This window comes from Streptomyces caniferus, from assembly GCF_009811555.1.
Classification (GTDB): domain Bacteria; phylum Actinomycetota; class Actinomycetes; order Streptomycetales; family Streptomycetaceae; genus Streptomyces; species Streptomyces caniferus.
In genome coordinates, this window is the sequence record NZ_BLIN01000004.1 from 68930 (window position 1) to 91080 (window position 22151).

Annotated in this window: 20 protein-coding genes; 2 read left to right on the forward strand and 18 right to left on the reverse strand. The window is 70.5% G+C overall.

What is annotated here, in order from left to right; all coding sequences use genetic code 11:
• The first annotated feature begins 242 nt into the window (after positions 1-242).
• Positions 243-1874, forward strand: coding sequence for a DUF2637 domain-containing protein (locus Scani_RS16470; RefSeq protein WP_159476431.1), 1632 nt, complete (start codon positions 243-245; stop codon positions 1872-1874).
• A gap of 761 nt (positions 1875-2635) precedes the next feature.
• Here the strand turns inward: Scani_RS16470 and Scani_RS16475 are convergent.
• The 18 genes from Scani_RS16475 to Scani_RS16560 form a co-directional block, all read right to left on the reverse strand.
• Entirely contained in the window at positions 2636-3364 is a 729-nt protein-coding gene (locus tag Scani_RS16475) for a prepilin peptidase (protein ID WP_159476326.1), read from the reverse strand.
• Positions 3365-3416: 52 nt separating this feature from the next.
• On the reverse strand, positions 3417-6833 hold the full coding sequence (locus tag Scani_RS16480; protein WP_159476329.1) for a LysM peptidoglycan-binding domain-containing protein: 3417 nt from the start codon (positions 6831-6833) through the stop codon (positions 3417-3419).
• Between the two features lie 5 nt (positions 6834-6838).
• Positions 6839-7300: a TadE/TadG family type IV pilus assembly protein gene (locus tag Scani_RS16485; RefSeq protein WP_159476333.1), complete on the reverse strand. Its 462-nt coding sequence runs from the start codon at positions 7298-7300 to the stop codon at positions 6839-6841.
• A gap of 2 nt (positions 7301-7302) precedes the next feature.
• Positions 7303-7755 (reverse strand): hypothetical protein, encoded by a 453-nt coding sequence (locus tag Scani_RS16490; RefSeq protein WP_246295934.1) that lies wholly within the window; start codon positions 7753-7755, stop codon positions 7303-7305.
• Positions 7755-8108, reverse strand: a complete 354-nt coding sequence (locus Scani_RS16495; protein ID WP_159476338.1) for a TadE family protein — start codon at positions 8106-8108, stop codon at positions 7755-7757. The genes Scani_RS16490 and Scani_RS16495 overlap by 1 nt, the downstream gene beginning before the upstream one ends.
• 64 nt (positions 8109-8172) lie before the next feature.
• Positions 8173-8385 (reverse strand): hypothetical protein, encoded by a 213-nt coding sequence (locus Scani_RS16500; RefSeq protein WP_159476341.1) that lies wholly within the window; start codon positions 8383-8385, stop codon positions 8173-8175.
• A 52-nt stretch (positions 8386-8437) separates the two neighbouring features.
• The gene (locus Scani_RS16505) at positions 8438-9337 is read right to left on the reverse strand and encodes a type II secretion system F family protein (protein ID WP_159476344.1); all 900 of its coding nucleotides are present in this window, start codon (positions 9335-9337) and stop codon (positions 8438-8440) included.
• Positions 9337-10257 (reverse strand): type II secretion system F family protein, encoded by a 921-nt coding sequence (locus Scani_RS16510; protein WP_159476347.1) that lies wholly within the window; start codon positions 10255-10257, stop codon positions 9337-9339. Before Scani_RS16510 ends, Scani_RS16505 begins: the two co-directional genes overlap by 1 nt.
• Positions 10254-11804 carry a TadA family conjugal transfer-associated ATPase gene (locus tag Scani_RS16515; RefSeq protein WP_159476350.1) on the reverse strand — a complete coding sequence of 517 codons (1551 nt, stop codon included), beginning with the start codon at positions 11802-11804 and terminating at the stop codon, positions 10254-10256. Before Scani_RS16515 ends, Scani_RS16510 begins: the two co-directional genes overlap by 4 nt.
• Positions 11797-12672: a CpaE/TadZ family protein gene (locus Scani_RS16520; RefSeq protein ID WP_246295916.1), complete on the reverse strand. Its 876-nt coding sequence runs from the start codon at positions 12670-12672 to the stop codon at positions 11797-11799. Before Scani_RS16520 ends, Scani_RS16515 begins: the two co-directional genes overlap by 8 nt.
• Before the next feature lie 5 nt (positions 12673-12677).
• Positions 12678-13370: an SAF domain-containing protein gene (locus Scani_RS16525; protein WP_246295918.1), complete on the reverse strand. Its 693-nt coding sequence runs from the start codon at positions 13368-13370 to the stop codon at positions 12678-12680.
• A 33-nt stretch (positions 13371-13403) separates the two neighbouring features.
• Positions 13404-14270, reverse strand: coding sequence for an ATP/GTP-binding protein (locus tag Scani_RS16530; RefSeq protein ID WP_246295919.1), 867 nt, complete (start codon positions 14268-14270; stop codon positions 13404-13406).
• Positions 14264-14854 (reverse strand): hypothetical protein, encoded by a 591-nt coding sequence (locus Scani_RS40960; RefSeq protein WP_246295921.1) that lies wholly within the window; start codon positions 14852-14854, stop codon positions 14264-14266. The genes Scani_RS16530 and Scani_RS40960 overlap by 7 nt, the downstream gene beginning before the upstream one ends.
• Before the next feature lie 257 nt (positions 14855-15111).
• Positions 15112-16116 (reverse strand): hypothetical protein, encoded by a 1005-nt coding sequence (locus Scani_RS16540; protein ID WP_159476353.1) that lies wholly within the window; start codon positions 16114-16116, stop codon positions 15112-15114.
• A complete protein-coding gene (locus tag Scani_RS16545; RefSeq protein ID WP_159476356.1) occupies positions 16113-16733 on the reverse strand; it encodes a hypothetical protein in 621 nt (206 codons plus the stop codon). The genes Scani_RS16540 and Scani_RS16545 overlap by 4 nt, the downstream gene beginning before the upstream one ends.
• Positions 16734-16748: 15 nt before the next feature.
• Positions 16749-17729 carry a replication-relaxation family protein gene (locus tag Scani_RS16550; RefSeq protein ID WP_159476359.1) on the reverse strand — a complete coding sequence of 327 codons (981 nt, stop codon included), beginning with the start codon at positions 17727-17729 and terminating at the stop codon, positions 16749-16751.
• 23 nt (positions 17730-17752) lie between these two features.
• Positions 17753-19972: a type IV secretory system conjugative DNA transfer family protein gene (locus Scani_RS16555; protein ID WP_159476362.1), complete on the reverse strand. Its 2220-nt coding sequence runs from the start codon at positions 19970-19972 to the stop codon at positions 17753-17755.
• Complete coding sequence (locus Scani_RS16560) at positions 19969-20460, reverse strand: hypothetical protein (protein ID WP_159476365.1); 492 nt, start codon at positions 20458-20460, stop codon at positions 19969-19971. The genes Scani_RS16555 and Scani_RS16560 overlap by 4 nt, the downstream gene beginning before the upstream one ends.
• Positions 20461-21211: 751 nt before the next feature.
• Between Scani_RS16560 and Scani_RS40255 the strand changes: the two genes are divergently transcribed.
• On the forward strand, positions 21212-22147 hold the full coding sequence (locus Scani_RS40255) for a hypothetical protein (protein ID WP_174872709.1): 936 nt from the start codon (positions 21212-21214) through the stop codon (positions 22145-22147).
• Positions 22148-22151: the final 4 nt, after the last annotated feature.

Sequence of the window (22151 nt, forward strand, 5' to 3'; positions counted from 1 at the left end):
TTTACGTCGTAAAGAAGCCGGCCCCCGAGCAGATCCCGGGGGTCGGCTTCTTTACGACGTAAAGATTGATGACGCGCGCTTACGTGTTCACCGCCCCCCACGGGCGATCACTTTTTGCTGACGATCGTGATCGCGCGTACGCCGAACCGGACTCCCCGGCAATGCGCCGTGAGAGTGTGAAAGTCGCTCGCATGACGGGATCGCACCAGGAGGGGCAGCAGTACGTGACTGTGAAGGGCGGGATGCCGGAGAAACTCGGCCGGGCTCACCGGATCCTGATCGGCGTGGTGATCGCAGGGGCGGCCCTGATCGCGGCCATCGGCTTCGCCGGCTCCTACGCGGCGGTGCGCGAGCTGGCCCTCAAGAAGGGCTTCGGCTCCTTCGCCTACTTCTTCCCCATCGGCATCGACGCGGGCATCTGCGTCCTGCTCGCCCTGGATCTGCTGCTGACCTGGATCCGCATGCCCTTCCCGCTGTTGCGGCAGGCAGCGTGGCTGCTGACGGTCGCGACGGTGGCGTTCAACGGCGCTGCGGCCTGGCCGGACGTGCTCGGCGTGGGGATGCATGCCGTCATCCCGGTGCTGTTCGTCGTCACCGTCGAGGCCGCCCGGCATGCCGTCGGGCGGATCACCGACATCACGGCGGACAAGCACATGGAGGGTGTGCGGATCACGCGCTGGCTGCTGTCGCCCGTCCCGACCTTCCTGTTGTGGCGGCGGATGAAGCTGTGGGAGCTGCGGTCCTACGACGCGGTGATCAAGCTGGAGCAGGAGCGGCTGGTGTACCAGGCGCGTCTGCGTTCGCGGTTCGGGCGGGGTTGGCGCCGTAAGGCTCCCGTGGAGTCCCTGATGCCCCTGCGGCTCGCCCGGTACGGCGTACCGCTGGTGAAGACCGCACCGGCTGGTCTCGCCGCGGCGGGCATCGAGACTCCGATTGAGGACCTGGCGGACCAGGCTCCCGCCGAGCTGGCATCGGCCGATGACCCCCAGTACTCCCCCGGCGCACCCGCATACACCACCGAACTGGCCGGCCGCCGGGACGAGGGGACCAGCCCAGCAGCCGCAGTCGTCAGCGCGAGGGAGACGCCCGAGCCGACAGTCGGCACCGCTGATCTAGCCGAAGCCTTCCGCGCCTACCTCGCGCTGAACGGCAGCCACCCCAACTCTCGGCAATTCGCCCTGTACCTCGCCGACGCTGGCATCACCGACCCAGAGACAGACGGCCCGCTTCCCGAAGCCACGCTTCGTCCCGCCCTGCAAGAGCTGCGCCGGGAACACCCCGCCGCGACTGGTGGTGCCATGGACGTGGTCGACCCCAAGCCTGAGCCTGAGCAGTGGCAGGTTTCCGGTACCGGCCAGCCCACGTACAGGAGCCTGGTCGAGCACGAGCCGGCCAGCCCCGCGCCAGCCCCTTCAGCCCCGCTTCCGGAACCGGTGGCCACAGCGTCGGCCACCGGAGGGCAGGATGCGCAGCATCCGGATTCCTCGGCCACTGGACAGGGCGCGAGCGGTAAGACAGACGTCGCGGCTTCAGATCGACCGCCAACGATCCCGCCCTCGCGCGTGCCCGAGACCACCGGCCAGCCTGAACTGTGGGAGACCGCCTCTCAGGACACCGGTGAGGCCACAGCGCGAAAGCTGCAAGCGGAGCAGCAAGAGCTCGACCCCGAGGAGCAGAGGATCGAGCAGGTGGTGCAATGGCTGATCGAGGCGGAGGCCACCGGTAAGAAGCTGTCTGGTGCAGAGGTTGCTCGTCGACTGGAAGTAGCCCCGCGAACGGGCCAGCGCGCGGTCGCCGCGGCCAAGGAGGTCAAGCAGGCTCGCGAGCGACAGCAGGGCCGGTCGCATCTGAGGTCGGTCACCCACCGCATGTGACCGACCGGCCGTGTCGCCGAGCCACAGCATCGGCCACGGCCGGCACGCGTCACAGGGCCACGGCGGGCCGTGGCCGATAGGCCGACGAACCTCGCTCCATCGAATCGGCCATGGCCGATCGGCGCCGTGGCCGATGGCCGATAGCCGAAGTGCCGGAGTCGGCCACACACCCGCGCACGGATGTCCCCATGACCACACCTCGCCCCGCGGCGCACCTGCCGGGTATCCGACGAGGGTAAGCATCCGGGTATCCGCTCTGCGCATGGCGCAGTACCCATCGGCCACCCCAGCCAGCTCCTCACCGCCGCATGCCGCGCGACGGCACACCAGCCAAATGAACCCCCAAGTCGAACGGCGGCTGCCTCCGCCCATACCCGCCCGCGGTCGTACCCTCGCCACGGACCCGCTTGCGGAGTTGGCTGAAGCGTCTGCCGGCAGCTGACCGGTCATGCCGTTGCCGACGGGGGCCTGGCCGATCCGCCTCGTTACCGATCCGGATCCCCAACCGGCCATGAGCCACCGGCCACGACGCGCGGTCAATCGGCCACGGCCGGCCACCCCGTGGCCGATGGCCGAAATCCCGGAGTCGGTCATCGGCCACGGCCGCATCGTGGCCGATGTACTCGACGGCCATCGGCCACGCCGCAGGCGGGCCCGTCCAACTCGGGGACCTGCGGGTATTCGCTGCGGGGTAAGCAAGTGGGTAATCGGGCGGTGCCGGGACCGCGGGTGCGAATCAGGTGCTGACGGCCAGCCGGAGGTCAGGTGCTTGTGGTGAGGGCAGCGGCGAGCGTGCCGATGATGAGGAACGGCCCGAAGGCCCGTGTGCTCTTGCGGTGTCCGCGCCTGGTGAGCAGGAGCAGAACCGCGACCATGGCGCCGAGGAGATAGGTCAGCACGAGCGCGAGGACTGCGGCCTGCCAGCTGTGCCACCCGAGCACCGCACCGAGAGAGATCGCCAGCTTCGCGTCGCCCAGCCCGGTGGTGCCCAGAACGGCGAGCACGGTGAACAGCCCACCGGCCACCGCCGCGACAACCGCGGCACGCAGCAGGCTCCCGGCCTCGTGGTGAGCGGATGCGGCGGTGAGCAACACCAGCGTGCCGACAGCGGCAGCCAGCGTCAGCAGGTTCGGCAGCCGCTGCACCGCGCTGTCGATCAGCAGAAGGCCGGCGCCTAGGAGCGCGATCCAGTACTGGGCGGCGGCGTACCAGCCGACAGCGCCACCGGTCGCGACCACAGCGAACGCGGCGGCGGTAGTGAGCTCCGGCAGCCAGGGCGCACACAGATGCGCACGGCAGTTGGGGCAGTGGCCGCCGGGCGGAAGCAGCCGCAGGGCGTGGGGGCCCCACGTCGGCACCGGCCGCGGTGAGCAGGCCGGGCAGGTGACGTCGGCGGGCTGTCCGGCTGGGACGGCGAGAGCGACGACGAGCGGGCGCAGACCGGCTCCGGCCACAAGGCCCACAAGCGTGGCCACCAGCTGGCTGAGCATGCGGCGGTGTCCTCTCGTGCTGCGCGACCGGTGCCCTGCGGCCCGGGTTCGGTCACGCGGACTTGCTGAGCTGGGCCAGGATTTCGGCGGTGGACTCTTCCATGTCGACGCCCAGTTCCATGTTGAGGGTGTCGAGCTTCTCCGCGGCCCGCTCCAGGGCGTCGTAGTTGCCGAGGGCGGCGTAGGTGCGGAACAGGATGCGGTACAGGTTCTCCATCTCGGGTGCCGCGTCCAGCCCCTTGGTTGCCGCCCACAGGGCCCCGCGCGGATCGCCCTGGGCCAGGCAGTGCTCGGCCAGGTCCGCGGACGCGTCCACGATCGCGGAAATCATGTCCTGGGCCTGGTGCTCGGCCCAGGCGTAGCGCCGGCTGTTCACGCCGGAGAACGGCCGGCCCCGCACGAGTTCGAGTGCAGCACGCAGCTGGGCTGCGGCATGCGGCCCGGGGCTCTTGGCGGCGGCCGCGGTCAGACGCTGGAAGCGGTGCCAGTCGGAATCGACGGCCGGGGCCAGGGCGTAGCGGGCGTCGCTGGTGGTTGCGATGGGCGGGAAGAACGGGCTGCCGTCCTCGTCGGTGCCCAGCCACGTCCGCAGGCGGCTCACCGTGGCGTTGCGGTACTTGCGGGCGGTGTCCCGGCCGGGCCACATCGCCTCGTCCACGGCGTGATGGTCCAAGTTCGGGTGCAGCACCAGCCACGCGGCCAGCTCGATGCAGGTGCGCTTGCGCTTGGACTCGATATTGCCCCGAGCACCCTCGATGTCCACCGGGCCCAACATCCGCACCACAGGGCCGTCGCCCGCGGTGTCCACTGCGACCTCGGGCTTCGGCGACGGCTCCGGCGTCTCCTCCAGGAGCGAGACATGCGCGTGGACGGCCGGAATACGGTGCTGCGCCGCAGACGCGGAAGAGCCGGACGGAGCGGGCTCGTTCATCTCATCGACGGTGGGCAAGCCGCCAGCATCCTCGCCCTTGGTGTCGCCCGCGGGGGCAGGCGCCTGGTCGTCCGCTTCGTTGGGCGGCTCGTCTTCGTAGACGGCGAACTGGGCCATCAGGCTCGGTACCTGAGCCGGGGGGCTGGCCGGCGCAACTGCCGGGGGAGCGACGGCCGCGGCCGCGGGCTCATCCGCTGCCGGCGCGTACTGCGACAGGTCGGGGACGGCCTTCGGGGGAGTGGTGACGGGCTGGGCGGCGGGCACGTCGTCCGCGCGGGTCGTCGCCAGCACCTCGAGCGCGTAGGCGTAGTCCTCATCGCTGAGCGCCTGCACGTTGCACGAGACCTCCACCTCGGTGCCCGGCAGCAGCAGCGTGACCGGCCCAGCTGAGGTATCGGCCTCCACCACCTGGGCCCCCGGCAGGGCGGCCGCACCGCTGCCGGTGGTCAACAGCGCGGTAGCCGACCGCGGATAGTCGGCAACGACCTGCCGCAGCTCCTCCAGCTCCGTGCCCGCGACGTCCTCGGCATCAGCGTCGGCGAACAAGAGGTGCGGGCTCCACGCCGCGGCGGTCTCCTCGCCGGTCCGTGCGCGCCGCAGGCCCGGTGCTCCCATGACGGCCAGGGCACGCTGCTGCTCGGTGTGATGCGCCCGGAGAGCGGCCCGCGCGCCGGCGACGTCCGCGTGCTCGATGACCCGCTCGGGCAGCTCCTCACGCAGACCGGGCGCAGAGGGGCCGATGGCGGAGACGGTGAGGTGGTCCGCGAATTCACTGGCGCCCAGCTCCAGAGCCAGGGTGCGCAGCACCCGGTGCCGGTCGGCCCCGGTGAGGTGGAGGTGACCGGCGTTCTCCAGGTCGAGCAGGATCAGGTGGCCCTGCTGGTCCCACCCGAGGGAGGCCAGCGTCGGGTAGGGGGATTCGACGTCGTCGGTCTGCTCCTGGGGCAACAGGTCGCCCCCGCGGGTCGGGCAGGTCCACCGCTGCAGCGCGTCGGGGGCCGCGGTGAAGGGCGGCACGGGGGCCGCCGGTTCGGTCAGGTGCAGGACGATCTCGCGCGGACCGATCACCGCGGCGGACAGCGGCGGCAGCTCCCGGCCGGCGGCGGTGAGGTGGACTGCCGCGGTGCGCAGGGCCCCGTCGAGCATGGTGGTGTCCAGGGCCGCCTCAGCGGTGCGCAGGTTCTGCTCGGTGGCCGCGGCCCCGTCTTCGGGCAGGGCGATGCGGCGGCCACGGTGCCGGCGGCGCTGCTGAAGGATGCGCCGGGTGGCCACCGCGGACAGCAGCGCGGCGGCCAGGACGCCGCCGCCGATCGCGGCGATCTGCCCGGAGCTGGCCCGCGCCGAGTCCGAAGCGGGGGAGCTCTGGTGCGGTGCGGGAGTTGCCTTCGTGGGGGAGTGGGGGGCGGTGGGTTCAGCGGACTCGGGCGCAGCTGGCTCGCGCTCGGGGGCGGACGTGTGCCCCTGCTGCCCGCCGGTCTTCTCCTGGGAGGCATCTGGTGCTGGCTGGGACGTCTCGCCGCCAGCGTCGGACTGCTGGTGCTCGTGATGGGGCGCGGCGTTGCTGCCGTCGTCCGGCTCGGGCGTGTGCCGTTCGTGCTGCGGGGCCGCGTCCTGGTCCTGGTCGTGCTTGCCCTCGGCCGGCGGGGCGGGGGTGGCCTCTTGCTGCGGCACGTCGACGTGCTGGCCGGGGTAGATCAGGTCGGGATCGTCGATCGTGTCCTTGTTCTCGGCGTAGATGTCGCGCCACCGGTCCCCGTCGCCGAGCTTCTTCTGCGCGATGAAGGACAGCGAATCGCCCGAAGCCACCGTGTACGGCTCGGTCTTCTTCTCGTTGCTCGTGCCGGTCTCGGCGGAGGCCGGGACGGCCGCTGCGAGGTCTGTGTGCACGCCGCTCGCCTCGGCCGGAAGGTTGACGACGGTCCCGGCGGGCAGCGTCGCGCTCTGCGGCAATCCGGGGTTCAGGGCACGGATTTCGGCGTGGCGGCGCCCGTCGCCGAGGTAGTGCTCAGCCAGGTCCCAGACGGTCTCACCCGTGGCACCCACGGTGTGTCGGGGACCAGTGTGCGTGGACTCCTTCTGCGCGGTCGGCGCATGCGGGGCGGAGGGGCCGGGCGCTGCTGTGGCGCTGTGGGCAACCGCGGTGGCGGGGGTCGCGGCGATTGCGGTGGCCGACGGGAGCACCAGCAGGCCGCCCAGCAGCACGGCCGCAAGACGCTGTGGTGCGGCAAGGCCCCGCACGCGCGGTGCGGTGCGGTGGCGCAGGAGGGCTGCGGCCTCCACGACCAGGGAGGCGATGAACCACGCCCACAGCACCCAGCACACCAGCGTGATGGCGGTGAACAGGACGTGCCCGTCATCCGGCGCCATCAGTGCATCCCCGATATCGCCCGCCGAGGGCACGCCGGCGGGCAGCGTGCCGATGCGCAGCAGTGCGAGCGGCAGGCCGGCGACGAGCGCGGCGAGGGCGATCAGGCTGCCGGTGATGCGTACCAGGGTCAGTGGCCAGGGGCGGCGCGTGGGGGAGTGGGGGTGGGGCATGTGAGTCAGTCTCCGACCTGGTGGACGAGCTGGGCGGTGCCGTGTCCGGTGACGGGCAGTGTGGGGCGGCCGACGCCGACGAGCATGAGGCAGTGGTAGGTGTCGGTCACGCTCACGTCCAGGCGCGTGCCGCCGCCGGAAACAGAGACGGTGCCCTCCACTCCGGCCTGGCGCAAGAAGTCCCGGGCGACGGAGGCGGCGGCTTCGGGGTCGACGACGATGTCCCCGCCGGGGATGGCCTTGCCGGCGTCGATCTGCTGACCGCCTGCCCTCGCTGCGGCGTTGGCGACATCGTCGGCGTGTGCGGATGCCTTGAGCTGGCCGCCGCCGTCCACGACGAGGGCCAGCAGGCTGAGGAAGACCATGCCGACGATGATCCAGAACAAGGTGGCCGAGCCGCGGTCATCGTCAGCGCTGTGGCAGTGGCGGCTCAGGAACCGGCGGGTGGCGGCGGGCAGGGGCAGCATGTTCACTCCGCGCGGTCGGCGTACTGGTCCAGCGCGCTCGTGGCGGTGGCGGTGAGCGTCTTGGAGCCGGGCAGGCCCGGGACCGTCAGCTGGGAGAGCGGGATGGTGCAGGTGACGGTGGCGGTCACGCTCGCGGCCTGGCCGAGCGGAGCGTTGAATGAGCTGGTGTCGATGCTGACGGTCCGGCTGGTGCAGTTGCGGTCGTCCTGGCGCAGGGCCGCGGTGGCGGCGGCGCGGCCGCGGGCCTGGGCGGTGTCCGCGTCAGCGGCCTGTGAAGCAGCGCGGGCCGCGCTGTTGGCGGCATTGTCGACAGAGCTGTCGAACACTCCGGCCAGGCCGTACGCGGCAAGCAGTCCCAGGAAGGGCAGCAGGAACGTCACGCAGATGACGGTTTCCAGGGTGTAGGTGCCCCGGTCGTCCTGCCAGTGAAGGCGGCGCAGCATCGCCATGGTCATCACGGCCCCACGTTCCAGCGCTCGACCGGCACTTCAGCGGACTTGGTGACCTGCGGGGTCCAGCCGGGCACCAGCGAGAGGCTGGTGCCCGTCACGGTCACACGGACCCGGTCGGCGGTGGAGCCCGACGAGGAGACGACCGTGCCCTTGATGAGGTGGACCCCGGCGAGCCAGCGGCGGGCGCGGGCGGTGCCGTCGGCAGGGGATGCCTGGTAGGCGGCGCCGGCGGTGGCGGCCTTGCGGGCAGCGGTGAGCGCGGCCTCCTGGGCGAGGTACCACATGCCCAGCTGCAGCCCGGCGCACAGGATCAGCATGATGACGGGCGCGATGATGGTGAACTCCAGCGTCCCCATCCCTTCATCGCCCCGTATGCCTGCGCGCCGTGCGCGCCACCGCTGCCTCCAGCTCCGCCACATGTCAGAACGAGCTCTTGAAGGTGTTCATCAGGCTGTCGAACTTGCCGTTGAACGCGACACCGAACGCCGTGGCGGCGACGATGAGGACGGCGCCGATGATGAGCTTCTCCAGGGTCTCCAGGCCGGCGTCGTTCCCGCTGCTCGTCATGCGGGCCACGCAGGTCAGCCAACGATCGGTCAGCCGGGAGCGCAGAGCGCGGGCGGTGTGCTTCATGGGAGATTCCCCCTTCGGTGGTGAACAGTTCGGGTTGGTGCCGCCGGAGCGGTCAGGTGCTGATGAGGGTTTGGAAGAGCGGATAGCCGAGGGTCGCGAACAGCACGACGAACAGCACCGTGCCCGGCACCACCGATTTCTCGGAGTCCGCGTTGGCCTCGGCCTGCACGTCGGTCTGCAGCCGTTTGCGCAGGGCCTTGGCCTGCGTCTCCAGCGCCGCGATGATCGAGGCGCCCTCGCCGCCGGCATGCGCGAACGTATCCGCAGGGCCTGCCAACTCGGGTACATCCAGCTGCTCGGAGAGCGCCTTGAGGGCATCCCACGGCGGGGTGCCCGAGAGCCGGGCCTGATCCAGCGCAGCCCGGATCCGCACATAGACACGCCCGTCCCCGACGGCCGCCGTCTCGTACAGGGCCCGCTCGGCGCCGGAGTGCGCCCCGCGCTGCAGCCGGGCCCGCTCCATCAAGGAAGCCACCGCATAGCGGTACTCCAGCCGCAACTTGGTCGCCTTGGAGCGCACGTTGGTGTCGGCGGAGACCCACATGATCGCCGCGAAAAGGAAGCTGACGAACAGCGGCACCACGAACGGCAGCGGCACGCCCAACAGCGCGGCCATCGCCAGAGCCATCTGCGGCATCGCGAAACCACCGACAGCGCCGATGACCTTGTCACCGACGTGCTTGGCCGGCGAAATCCCCAGCAGATCCAGATCCTTGCGCGGCACCCCCACCCGGTCGCCGAAGGACCCCAGGACGCGCGTGCCGACCTGCTCGGTCCAGATCGCGCTCCGGGAAGTCCCCGACGCATGCTGCGCCTCCGGGGCCGCGGTGGTGTTCTCCAGGCGGTCGAGGACTGTGCCCAGGTCCGGGCGGGACGGCAGCAGTTCCCGGACCACCAGGAAGGCGCCGCCGCCGATCATCGCGCCATATACGACGCCTGCCATTGACATCATCAGCCACTCCCCTTACCAGCCATCGCGGCCTGCTCGGTCGGCTGGGCCCGCTTCGGATGCAGCAGCCGCGGCGGGGGCTTGGCCGCACACAGCCGCCGCAACCACACCATGGCCGCCACAAAAACGCCGCCCATGAGCAGCAGCCACATCTGCCCGCCCAGCCTGTTGTAGGCGGACCCGAAGCTGCTGCCCATGGTGAAGCCCATGACCAGCACGATGATCGCCACCCAACGCGTCTGCGTGCGCACCTTCTGGCGATCCGCGTCCGTCGTCCGCAGCGATGCGGCCTCGTCGGCCGTCAGGTCGGAGAGGGTCTGCAGCGTCTCGACCATGCCGCGGCCGCGGTCGCGGATGTGGGTGATGAACACCAGCACGACGTTGTCGACCGCGCCGTCCTCGAAGTCGTCAGCGAAAGCGCGGTAGGCGGCTTCCGGATCGACGCCCATCCGCAGGCGGGCCTCCAGAGTGCGTACCGGGTCATGGATTTCGGCGGGAACCTGGCGCATGGCACCGCTGATCGCTGCTTCCAGGGTGTGCCCGACCACATGTGCCCCGGCCAGGTGCTGCAGCCAGCGGGCCAGCGCTTCCAGGCGCACGATGCGCCGGATGGAGGTGACCGACGGATGCCAGATCCAGGGGAAGCCGGCCACCACCGCGGCAGTCAGCAGACCTTGGACGGGCCGGGCCGTCCAGACCCACGTCCCGACGGCCACGGCGCCGGCGAACACGACGATCCACCGGTAGCGCTCCGCCCACGTGCCGGGCAGCGACTCGCAGACCCGCTGCCACAGCGAAACCCGCTGCGGCCGCACCCGCGCCGCTTCGGCCGGCGGGTTGAACGACCGTACGGCCAGGGCGATGCCGGCCACCATGAGCAGGCCACACAGCGCACCGAGCATCCCGAGCTGTCCCAGACTCATCGCCGCACCAACTCCATCGGTCGGGGCCAGCGTCCGTACTGCGCCTCGGTCAGCCAGCGTTTGTCGAAGCCGATGTCTTCCAGCTCCTGGAGCACTTCACCGGTCGGCAGATCCCGCGGCACCCCTCGCGGGTCGCCGTCACCGGCCGGCGTGAAGATGCGGCTGAAGGCGGGCTGGCCGCCTTCGCCGGGGGTGACCTGGAGGACGTCGGAGACGTAGCGGTGGCGGCGGCCGCCGATCTGCGTCTGGTCGGTCTGCCGGATGAAGACCACGAAGTTCACCGCGTTGGCGACCAGCTGGTGGGTGGAGTCGACGTCCTTGCCGGCGCTCTGGCACAGCTGCACCAGGCGGGGCAGGACCAGGCGCGGGTAGGCGGCGTGCAGGGTGCACATCGAGCCGCGGCCGCCGGAGCTCATCGCATCGAGCATCGGCACCACTTCGGTGCTGCGGACCTCACCGACGACCACCCGCGTGGACAACATCCGCAGCGTGTGCGGATACATGTCGGCGATCGTGACCCGCCCGGTCTGCGAGCCGTCCTTGCCGACCTCCCCGTTGGAGGCCCGTTCCTCCATCGCCATCACGTGCGCGGCAACGTTCGGGTCCTCGTCAAGGAAGAGTTCGCGGTCGGTCTCCAGCGTGACGATGCGCTCGCCCGCGCCGACCTTGCGCACCAGCGCCCGCAGCAGCGACGTCTTGCCCACGCCCATGTCCCCGGCGATCAGCATCGTCTGCTTCGCCGCGACCAGGCCCTGCAGGAACGCGCTGAGCGCGGGGCTGAGCGTGCCCCATTCGACGAGGTCTTCCAGGGAGGCGCTCATGACGCGGTGGCGGCGGATGGCCATGGTGGGCCGGGTGGTCAGCAGCGTCGCCGCGACGCGGGAGCGGTCCGGCAGCCGGAAGTTGGTCATGGGTGTGGCCGGGTTCAAGACGCGGTCGCCGTGGCCGGAGCGCGCGGCGAGCCGGTTGATGAGCGCCACCAGGCTCTCGTCGTCGTCGGCCACCGGGTCGACGCGCTGGGTGGGCCGGTCGAAGTAGTCGATCTCCACCCGGTCACCGTCCACGACGATGTTCTCGACGCGCTCGTCCTCCAGGTACTGCTGGAGCGGGCCCGCCTTGAACAGCGCATTGATGATGGCCTGTCGGACGGTCTCCAACTGGGCGCCGGACAGCGGCCGCGCGGTGCGGGCCTCCTCGACCGCCCAGGCCGAGACGCGCTTGGCGACCAGGGAGCGGGCCAGCTCCAGCTGGTCCTCGGCACTGAGCCGGCTCTCGCTGCTCCGCTCCGCTTCCACCAGGTCCTGCGACACCGCGTCCTGCAGTTCCCGGATCACGGCCCGTGAGACAGGCAGTACACCGGGAAGCTCGGCCAGGCGGCCGGGAGCGGCAGCGTCGTCCTTGCCGAGCTGTACCGGCGGGGCAGCAGGCTGCGGCCCGGGGGCCGGCGCGGTGGTCCCGCCGTGCGGGCCCTGCTGGGCAAGCGCGTTCCTGAGCAGCCCGGACAAAGGGGTGCCCCCGTTCACCGGGGTGCCGTTGCGGTTAGCCATTGGCCGGCACCTCCTGGCGCGGGGCGGTCAGCCGCTGCACCACACCGGCCACCACCGGCGAGGTAACGGGCGGCGGGGGCAGCTGCATGCGCAGGCGCCGCGTGCTGGCGTCGACTTCGGCGGCGCGGGCCGCTTCGCGGGCGTGCTTGAGCAGTCGCATCGCGGCCGGCTTCACCTGCCGGGTCGTGCCGTGCGTGAGGATGCGGGCGGTCTTCTCCTCCCACGGCAGCGTGCCGATCACCGGGATCTGCAGCCGGTGGGCGATGTCATGCGCCGAGACGTCGCCCTCCTGCACCAGCAGCAGCCGCAGGGCATCGGCGCCCGTCCCGCGCTCCGCCAACTCCTGCTGGAGGGAACGGGCGACGGGCAGCGTCTGCGCCACGCTGGTCATGGTGTTGCGCATGACCAGCAGCACCAGGTCGGCGCGGTGCAGCAGCGGCCGGGGGCAGAGGGAGGGGTGCACCCCGCCGGGTTCGATGACGACGCGGCCGGCGTCGATGACGACGTCATACCCGGCGTGCTGGTCCATGGCCTGCAGCAGCACACTCAGCGGTTCCCAAGTCTGGGCGAGGGCCGCGGCCTGCAGGGGATCGGTCAGGCCCGGCAGCCACAGCCGGCTGCCGGACGCATCCAGTTGCCGCAAGTGCGCCTCGAAGCCCTCGGCCAGCGAGCCTTCGCGGTCGGCCTGGGCCAGGTGCCACAGGCCGACTTCGCCGCCCCACTCGCCCATGCGGTAGCCGGTACGAATGGAGCCACCCTTGGCGTCGGCCTCCGCCAGCAGCGACGGCCGCGGGCCGGCCAGGGCCATGGCCAGGGAGGAGACGGTCACGCCGCTCGCGTGTGCTGAGGTCAGCGCGATCACGGACATCGTGCTCAGCCCTTCGACGAGAGCACGATGGCCACCCGGCCGGTGGCGGCACGGGCGGCGAGCTGCGCGCTGTCGGTGGAGGCCACGGCAACCTGGACGACGACGGCCCCCGCGGCGTTGGGGGAGCCGACCTTGACGACCTGCGCCTCGATCTCCTCCGGGCTGGCCGACTTCGAGCCCGAGGCCAGGGCGGCCTCGTCCTTGCCGGGCGTGGAGATCACCTTGATCTGGTCGCCGGGGGCGAGCGCGTCGGAAGGGGCAGCGCCGCGCTGGACCTCGACGGCCACGAGCTCCTGGCCGTCGGGCAGCGCCTTGCCTCCGTGGATCTGCGAGTTGGCCAGCAGCTCACCGCGGTGCAGCGGCGCTGTGGCACGCCTGCCGATCACGCTGTCCTTCTCGCTCGCCTTCACCGGCTGCAGGGCAGGGTCTTCGGGCAGCGCCGCGGTGGTCAGGTCCTCAGCGGTGATTTCCTGTCCGGCCGGGACGTCCCGGGCCACGGCCAGCACGTCGACCCGGTCCCCGGCACTGCGCACCAACATGGACGTGCCCAGCACGCCGACGAGGGTGACCAGCACGCCGAGCACCATGGTGGAGCGTTTGCGGCGCCGGGGCGCGGGGCTGGCGCCGATGGGGGTCTCGGGCCGCAGCGGGGGCGCGGTGGTGGGGGAAGGGATCTGGGGGGTGCTGGGGTGGCTCATCGCGCCCGACTTTCCGTTCGTGCTGGTCCGTGGCTAGTTGAGGACCTTGAGCTGACCGATGCTGACCTGCGTCTGCGACTGGCGGGTCTGGGTGAGCTGGCCGGTCTGGCCGGCGCCGCGCCAGTCGATGGTCCAGGTCGACGTCGCGGTGACCGGATACTTCTCGCCCGGCTCGTCCTTGGAAGAGTGGCGGTAGCGGTATCCGCAGTCCGGCGAACTCTGCTTTCCGTAGGACGCCTTGTAGGGGGTGCCGGCCGTGGTGCAGGTGACGGAATGGCCGTCGCCCATGTCCCACACGATCTGGTCGACCTTCGCCGTGGCGGTGACCGTGACCGCGCCTGCGGACGCCGTGGCGGTGTTGGGCCCGTACGCCTCCGCTGTCTTGGCGGTCCACATCCACACCGGCAGTCCCACCAGGCCCTTGCCGCCGGGCTTCGGCACGATGCCGATGTCCGGACCGCGTAGCCGCATCTTGTTCACCGCTTGCCGGGCGAGGACGGCGGGGTCGACGCCGCCCTTGGGCGGGTCGGCCGCCCACACCATCCGAATCACGTGGTAGGCGTTGTCGCCGCCGTAGGAGCAGGTCTGTTCGTACACAGCGCCGTCGCCGGGCTTGTGGCCTTCCCAGTCCAGACTTCCGGCCGGCGGCTGGGGGTCAGCGCGCTTGTAGGTGCAGCTCCACTTGCTCTTCTTGCCTCCGCCGCCGCTGCCGTGGTCCCCTCCGCCGTGACCGCCGGCTGCTTTGCCGTCGCTGCCTGGGTCCTTGGCCTCGACCTGGCAGGTGAACAGGCCGCAATGGGCGTCGGCCGGGCCGTCGGCGTAGGCAGGAGCGGGGAGGGCGAGAGTGAGCGCGGCTGCACTGAGCGCCGCGGCGGTCGCGGCGCTCCTGCGGGTCAGCACCGCTTGCCCTGGGGCTCGTCGCGGATGACGCGCCATCCTCCGGGCCAGCGTTCGACCTCGGACTTGATGACGTACTTGGTGAGCCGGTCGGAGGGGAGCGAGAGCGGCTTCTTGGTCTTGGCGTCGACGACCTTCCACTGGGAGATGTCGAGGCAGCTGGAGAGGGTCGCCCTGGGCGTCTTGCTCTTCACGTCAAGGTCGGTCACGGTCGGATTGCCCACGGCGACCTTCCCGATGTGGATCCGGTTGTGGTCGTGGGCCTGCTTCGCGTCTGACTCAACGTTCTTCAGCGCCGCCGAGGCGGCGTACTTCTTGAGGTGTGCGCTCTTGCCACTGCGGTCGGCGTAGAGCTTCGCCACCTCTTTCCAGTACGCCTGGTAGGTGGCGACGGCGTCCTTCTTGGCGGTCTCGGTGGGGTCCGCCGACTTGGTCGGGTGGGCCGCTGACGGTGTAGGAGAAGCCTTCGGTGTGTCAGAGGCGCCGCTGCACGAGGTGACTGCCAACGTCGCACAACCTGCGGTAAACAGCGCGATCATGCTGTTCTGCGGCCTGCGGTACCGGTCCCGGCTCCGTGCGGTTCGCATCAGTGCTCCCTCCCCTGGGGCGCGATCTACAAGCAGTTTTGTGGGTCTGTTGCTGTGGAACGGTTTTCTTGATCACTCACCGCAAGGGCGCGAATGAGCCATACGGGTGGCCGGACCTGCACGATACCTGCGAATTTGCAGACCGCGAAGTCTGTTTTTGTGGGACGGTCAAGGCATCTCCGGCAATTCGGTGCGGAGCGGTAGCCGACTTCCAGGCGCGGGCGCCGACAGATGTGACGAGAATCCCGATATGACACCTAGTCAGCGATCTTGCCCTCAAAAGTGCCCTCAGCGCTCCCCAGGTCGGTCACCTCGACCGTCACCGACTCCGCCTTAGCCCCCTTGGGCAGCGAGAAATGGAACGTATGGGTAGCGGCACGCTGCGGAGCGATGAAACCGGTGTCCGCGGCGCCGGCCCCGCCCGGGATCAGGTCGGCTTCCTTCAGCTCGTCGCCGTAGTAGACGCGCAGCCTCTTCTTCATCGGCGTGTAGGGCAGATCCGCCACTTCCGCGGTATTGCGCACGGTCAGCTCCCCGGAGAACGTGGCCCTGCCACCAGCGACGCCCTCCGGCCGGACATGGTCGACGGTCATCTGCGGATCCGCCTTCCACTGACCGAACGCCAGCGTCTTGCGGGTCTCCGGTGCCGGCCGAGGGTGGAGGACAGCGTCCTTGCGAGCAGGGGCCCCGGGAAACGGGCCCTCGAAGAAGGCGACGTCGCCGGTGTCCCCGAACATCGTCGTGGGGCGCGTGGTGAGGGTGACCGGCTCTCCGGCCGCGTCGGCCGGCACCGCGACTCCCACCGTCAGGGTGTAGGCCCCACCGGGCTTGACCCGCGGCGGATCGTCGCTGATCGCGTCGGGAATCCCCTCGATGCCGGTGTCGGTGAACTCGGCGGCGGGCCGTCCCATCGCCCCGTACCGGACGGTGGGGGAGAGGTCCAGCAGCTGCTGAATCTCGTTGGTCTTGTTGGTGAGCGTCCAGGTCATCTTCGCCGCACGCCACCCCCGCGGCAGACCCTTGGCCCTCGAGGTCGGCGTCACCTGGGTCAGCGCGGAGGGCGTCAGCTTCCAGGTCCCCTCTTCTGTGGTGACGCCCTGGCCGAGCCGGTGCATGCCCTCGGGCAGCTCACGCTTCACCTTCTGCGACACCTTGGGCTTGCTGTCACCGGCGGGCGGCTGCTTCGCGGGAGGACTTCCGGTGCACCCCGTCACCAGCCCCGCCACCGTCGCGCCGAGCACGGTCCATCCGGCCTTCCTCACTGCTGCCCCCTCGCGTGCGACCACCAGGACGTCGCGCCCTGACGGGGCGCCGATTCTGCCAGTTCACAGGCTCCAAGATCAGGTCCACGAGAGATGGGGCCGGAATCCGACACCTCCGGTGGCGACGCGTCGTCCGGGTCTTCCGCCTCGAACGTCTTCTGCGACCACCACGTCGCAGGCGCCGGCTGCCGCTGCGCCGATTCCTCCCCCTCCGGACCGCGGCGAGAGGCAGCCGACTCCGATGCCGGCGCACCCTCCTGCTCCGGCACGCGAGGACGGTGGGCGCGGCGGGTGTCGTCGGTAAGAAGGTCCTCGATCGTGCCGCGGCCGTCGGTCTGGTGGTGCCATCCGGCCACTACCTCACGGACGATGGAGCGGGCCAGCAGCCGGTAGGAGTCCGGGCAGTGTTCCCGCTCGGACAGCCACGACAGATGCCGCGTGTGGGTGTGCAGGGCGATCATCTCGGTCACCAACGGCCCCAGCGGCTGAGCCACCGTGGCGAATTGCGCGCACCGCTCGGTATGCCGGTCCGGGAAGGCGGTGACGTCGACAACGGCGACGCCTCCCATGGACTCGGCCGGCAGGCCGCGGCGCCTGTGGCGAAAGAAGCGGAACATGTCTCTCTTTTCGGCTCAGGCCACGGACGTGGCGGCGGCAGATGGGCGCAGCAGGACGTCGGTCGGCTCGGTATCGCCGAGGACCGGCGTGACGATCGGCGCGAACGGCCCATGAACGCGGAGTTGTTCGAGGGTGGTCACTGCGGCCTGCAAGTCTGCGGCGGCCGGCTGTAGACGGGTGTCCGCGGCCGCCAGGGCCCGCAGATCGTCGGCCCGCTTTGCCAGCTGGCGCCGTGAGGCGCCGTCCAGCACGAGCAGGACCCGGGGGAAGGACGGGTAGCGGGCGCGCCATGCCTCCCGCCGGTACCCGCCTGCGGCCTTCGGCCGGCCGCGGCCCGGGGCCGGCTGGGGGACGTAGCGGGCGTAGCGGGCGTAGGCGTGCAGCTTCGCGGCCAGGCGAGCGATGCTCATCGTGGCGCGGTCGATCTCGCAGAAGAACGTCAGCAGCATCCGCTGCTGTCCGCCGTCGCCGGCGGGGGTGGTGTGGATGTAGCGGAGCACGGCATCGGGCACCAGGACCGCCTCGTCGCCCAGGCGGTTGTCACCGTCGCGGACGCGGTGGGCGACTTCGGGGTCCCAGTCGAGCGGGCCGCACTCATCTCCCAGGCGCCGGGCGTGCTGCACGAACGCGAGGCCCAGCTCGTTGACGGCGAGCGTGTGCTCCTGAAGCTGACTGGCAGCCGCGTCCTCGGTCATGCGGTAGGGCCGCGGTACGAGCTCTCCACCGGTCTCGACGACCTCGCAGCCCAGCGCGGTGGTGTACCACAGGAGTTCGCCGGCGCGGCTGGTGCGGCGGACCGACGCGTCGACCATGCCGCGGCCGTGGAGCACCTCCAGCTGCCGGCGGACGTAGCGGGTGGAGGTGGCGGCCGGGCGCAGGAGCTGGGTGAGCTGGCTGGCGGTCAGCAGCCGGTGGCGGTAGAGGACGGGCAGGATCTCCTGCCCGAGCTGGGACAGACCACGGTCCGTGGGGTCCAGAAAACGTGGGCGTGGCATCGGAAGCCTTTCTGTGAAGTGGGTCAGACCGGGCGGAGCGTGCGGACCACGTCGCCGGACCCGGGGCCGGCCGGGCGCGGCGGAGGTGTCCGGCCGGTGGTGAGGTGGGCGAGGATCGCGTCATCCAGGCCCCGCTGGGTCGCGAGAATCTCGCCGACCGTGCGGCGGCTCAGGTTCTGGTCGATCGCCTTGTCCAGGGCAGGCAGCCCTGCCTCGTTGCGGTATTCGGCGAAGACCTCATTGACCGCAACGCCGCGGACCCTGAAGGGCGTGCTCCTCTTACCGCGGACCATGACCGACTGGATGTACTCGTACTTGTCCAAGCTCAGCACCGTCTCCGCGTCGATCCCCGGCAGGCGCTTGGTCACGAAGCCGGCCTCGTCGAAGTCCGCCGCCGTCGCCGACAACAGCGACTGGTTCTGCATGAGGGCGGCCCGCGTCTCGGGGGACAGCCGCATCGCCATCTGCGTCATCCCCATGAACCGAACCTGAAATTTGCGCAGCTGCTCCAGGATCTTGGCGACATGGCCGTGGGAGGCACCGTCAACAGCGGTCAGCTCGTCCGCCCACGCCCAGAACGTCGCCAGGTCCTCCACCGCGGTGTCGATGCGCGACATCCCGGCCCGGAACAGGTCGAACAACAGCAGAGCCGTGACCAGCTCATCGCTCTCTCCGGTGCCGGACGGGCACACGAAGACGACCTGCCGCTCGTCCATCGCCCGCCGCACGTCATAAGACGACCTGGGGGAGCCCAGGAACGCCCGGAGAGACAGCGAGTTGTCCAGCCGGTAGAGCGCGCTGGTCACCGGGTTACGCGCGGCGGCCTCCAAGTCAGGAAAGGACCGGCGCCAGTAGGTCGTCTCCGCAGGGTCAATGACCGCCAGCACCGCCTCGCGCCACTCCTCGTCCTCCAGCAGAGTGCGGAGCTGGAAGACCGTCGGCTGCAACTCCGGATGCCCCGTGCTCACCAGGTGATGGGAGAGCAGGGCGAGCGTGCGTGCCGCGCTGGACAAGAGCGTCCGCGCACGGGTGGCGTGCTCTCCCCAGGAGTGGGCGGAGGCGACCGCGCCCACCACCGAACCGATGACGTCCTGGGTCTCCTCAACAGCCCGGCCCTCCATGGACAACGGGTTCCAGCACGCCATCCGGTCGTCCATCGCCGGCCGGGCCAAGTTGATCTCCCACACCCGGCCGGCGACCGCGGGGTGGGCCAGATAGGGCCGCACCCGCTGCCACGCCGCACCATGCGGGTCCAGGAACCAGGCCCCGTCGCCGGCGTAGGCACGGGCCAGGCACTGCACCAGGCCCATCTCCGTCTTGCCGAACCCCGACTTGCCGTAGAACGCGCCGAAGAGCACATCGGCGGCCCGAGCGCCGGCAAGCCGCTCGGTACCGTCCGGGCCGGTCACCCGCCCCAGCGGCAGAACATCGCGCTGCCCCGTCCAAGTCGGCAGAGCGGCGGGAGCCGGCGGGACGACGCCGCCACACCGCACCACATTCGGTGCCTCGCAACGTGCAGAAGGGGGCTTGAGCAGCCCCGCAATCTCCTGCCAGGTCACCCACTGCCGACGGGCGGGTGCGAAGTCCCCCCGCTCCAGCCGCCGGTCGAAACGGTCCCGCAGCCACCACGCACTCGAATACCGACGCCACGGGCCCCACTTCGGGCCGACCGGCACGAAGCGGTTCTCGCCGCTAAATGCCTCCATCGCCGCCAGCATCTGATGCAGACGAGCCTGCGCCTGCTGCGGATGCCGGGCCACACACCGCACCAGCACCTGGACGGCGAACACCTCAGCACCGGGAGTGAACTTCCCTACCCCCTCGGACAGGTCACTCTGCCGCGGCACCCGCGCCGTCCGCTTGGCCCCTCCGCCTGCGGAGACGCCCAGACCGTCGCGCAGGATCTCCATCGCTCCGCCCGCGCAGCCAGCTCCGCCGAGCTGCTCGCCGTACGCGGACGGCCCGCGCCGGGCGGCGCGCCGCATCAACGCGCGGCGCCGACGGGCCACCTTCCGGCCGGGCACCGGGACCAGGTCGACGACCAGCTCGGCCTCTTCACCCGCCTCGGTGCGCACCTGGGCGAACACGGCCGCCACGTGCTCCAGAGGGTCGGGGTCCAGCCCGGCCTTGCCCAGCGGACGGTGATCCGACCCCGCCAGCACCAGCTCAGCCCGCGCCACGTAACGCGGCTCGTCGACGCTGCTGTCCTTGGCGGCGGCCTTGGTCAGGTTGACGGTGCTCACCACGACCCACCCCGCTTCAGCGGCGCAGCATCAGCGAACCGGATGCGCCACCGCCGCTCGGAGGGAGCTTGAGGAGCGGCGACTTCGACCCGCCGGTACCCGGATTGCCGCAACACTCCAGCCGACCGCTTCGGGCCCTCCCACCAGTAGTGCAGGCGTCCCTCCTCACCCGCCACGACTCGTATGCGCACCGCGGCCGCGCGCCGGGGAAGTGTCCCGCTGGCCGAACGCACACTGGCCAGCCGTCCCGCCACGCGACCTACCTCCAGCAGGTCCGGGTCGAACGTGGTCGCCGGCACCAGCTCCACCCGCGTGCGGTCGGCAAGTTCGCGCACCGCCCGACGGCGCCACCACACCGCGGCCGCCACCCACACAGCCGCAGCGCCAAGACCGACAAGGGCGATCCACCACAGGCTCGCCAGACCGGCCTCCACCAGCGCCCACAGCCAGTGCCCCACCTCCGACGTACGGGGCAGGATGCCGGTCACCGCATTTCCCGCTGGCTCGTCGTGACTCCGTGCGGATTCATCTGTGCCTCCTCGCCGGGCGGCACACCTTGCCGCCTCAGACAGAGAAGGGAGGCGAATCCGCCCTGATGTGACACACGGGCCTCACCTTTTTCTCTTCGTTGAGCGAGTGGCCTCACGGACCAACCGACTGCACCGGTGAAGGCATCAGATATCGAACGTGACGCTCGTACCGCACGAGTTCGTAGCGGAGGGGAGCAGTGGACGGCCACGAGGGGCGCGGTGGAGGCATCCGTTGCGGATTCTGCGGCTGCGCGCCCGATGGTCGCCCAGGAGGGGGAACCCGGTGCCCACCCGACGCGACAGGCGGGCCGGCGTCGCTCCCGCAATCACCGCAACAACCGAAACGGCCCGCCGCAGAAACCGACGGACCGTCACGAAAGATCAAGGTTAGTATTCCGAGTTCACCGTGTGACGCACGGGAGTCGAGGGCACCGCGATACATGCCGATTCGATGGGCCACCCTCATGGCCCCATGAGCCTGTTGAGCCCGCCGGCACCCGACCGTCCTCTTCTGGCTCTGCCATCTCAAGGAAATCGGGGGATTTCAGTGACAACACCGCCGCAACCTCAGCCGGACCCGTCCCAAGCTCCTCAGCCCGCCCAGCACCAGACGCCACAACCCCCTGCCTACGGGCAACCCGTTGCGCAGCCTCCCCAGCCCGGGGCCTCCGGTCAGTGGCAGGCACAGGGCCAGGGCTACGATCAACCGATGGCCTGGGGACAGGCTCCGGCAGGTAGCCCGTATCCGGCCTGTCGGATCTGTGGCGCCATACCTGCTGCGGACGTGACCGTTCGCGGACACCAGGGCATTCTCATCATGATGCGGTTCCAGAGCTTGAAGGGCCCCTTCTGTCGGAATTGCGGCACAGCCGTGCTGCGCGAGATGACTGGAAAGACGCTCTGGCAAGGCTGGTGGAGCCCGTTCTCAGTGATTGCCTTCACCCCTTTCACGCTGATCTCGAATCTCACGGTCAGGGCCAAGCTCAACAAGCTCCCACCACCGGTTCCAGGGCAGCCCGGCCAGCAGCTCGATCCGGGAGCACCGCTGCGCCGACGGCCCGCCGCTTTGGGGGCGTTGATCCCTTTGGTCTGGGTGCTGTTCTTGGTCATTCAGAACGCGATTCACCCCGCCGGTGCCGCGACCAGCGAAAGCGTCAAGCGCAGTGCTCTCAAGCTGGGTCAGCCAAGCCCCCAAGCCCAGGAAGTCCTGGACGATGACATGAAGGAAGGCAAGTTCGTCATCACGCCGCAGCGGGTCGTCATGGGCAAGCCTTCCGACCTCGACGAGTGGGACGAGGTGGGGAAGGAGAAGATGTACCCAGGGGCCACGCTGGCGTGGCTGTATGTGAACGCGAAGTTGGTCGGTGGCGACACCCCGCTCAGCGGGCCTACGGTGACGGCGGGCAGGGTCGGGTTGCTCTCCGAGGGCGGCCGCCAGGGGACGCCGTTGACCTTCCTCGAAGACCTGAAGAGCAGGCCGGCCGACTGCCAGCCTGAAAAGATCAGCGCCACTTGGCGGAAGGGCGAGGACCACACCCTGTGCGTACCCTTCGTGGTACCGGAGGCCCGGAAAGTCACGACTGTTACGTACACCCGCAATGCCCTCGACACCGCGCCCTGGTTGAAGTGGGCCATCGATTCGTGAATAG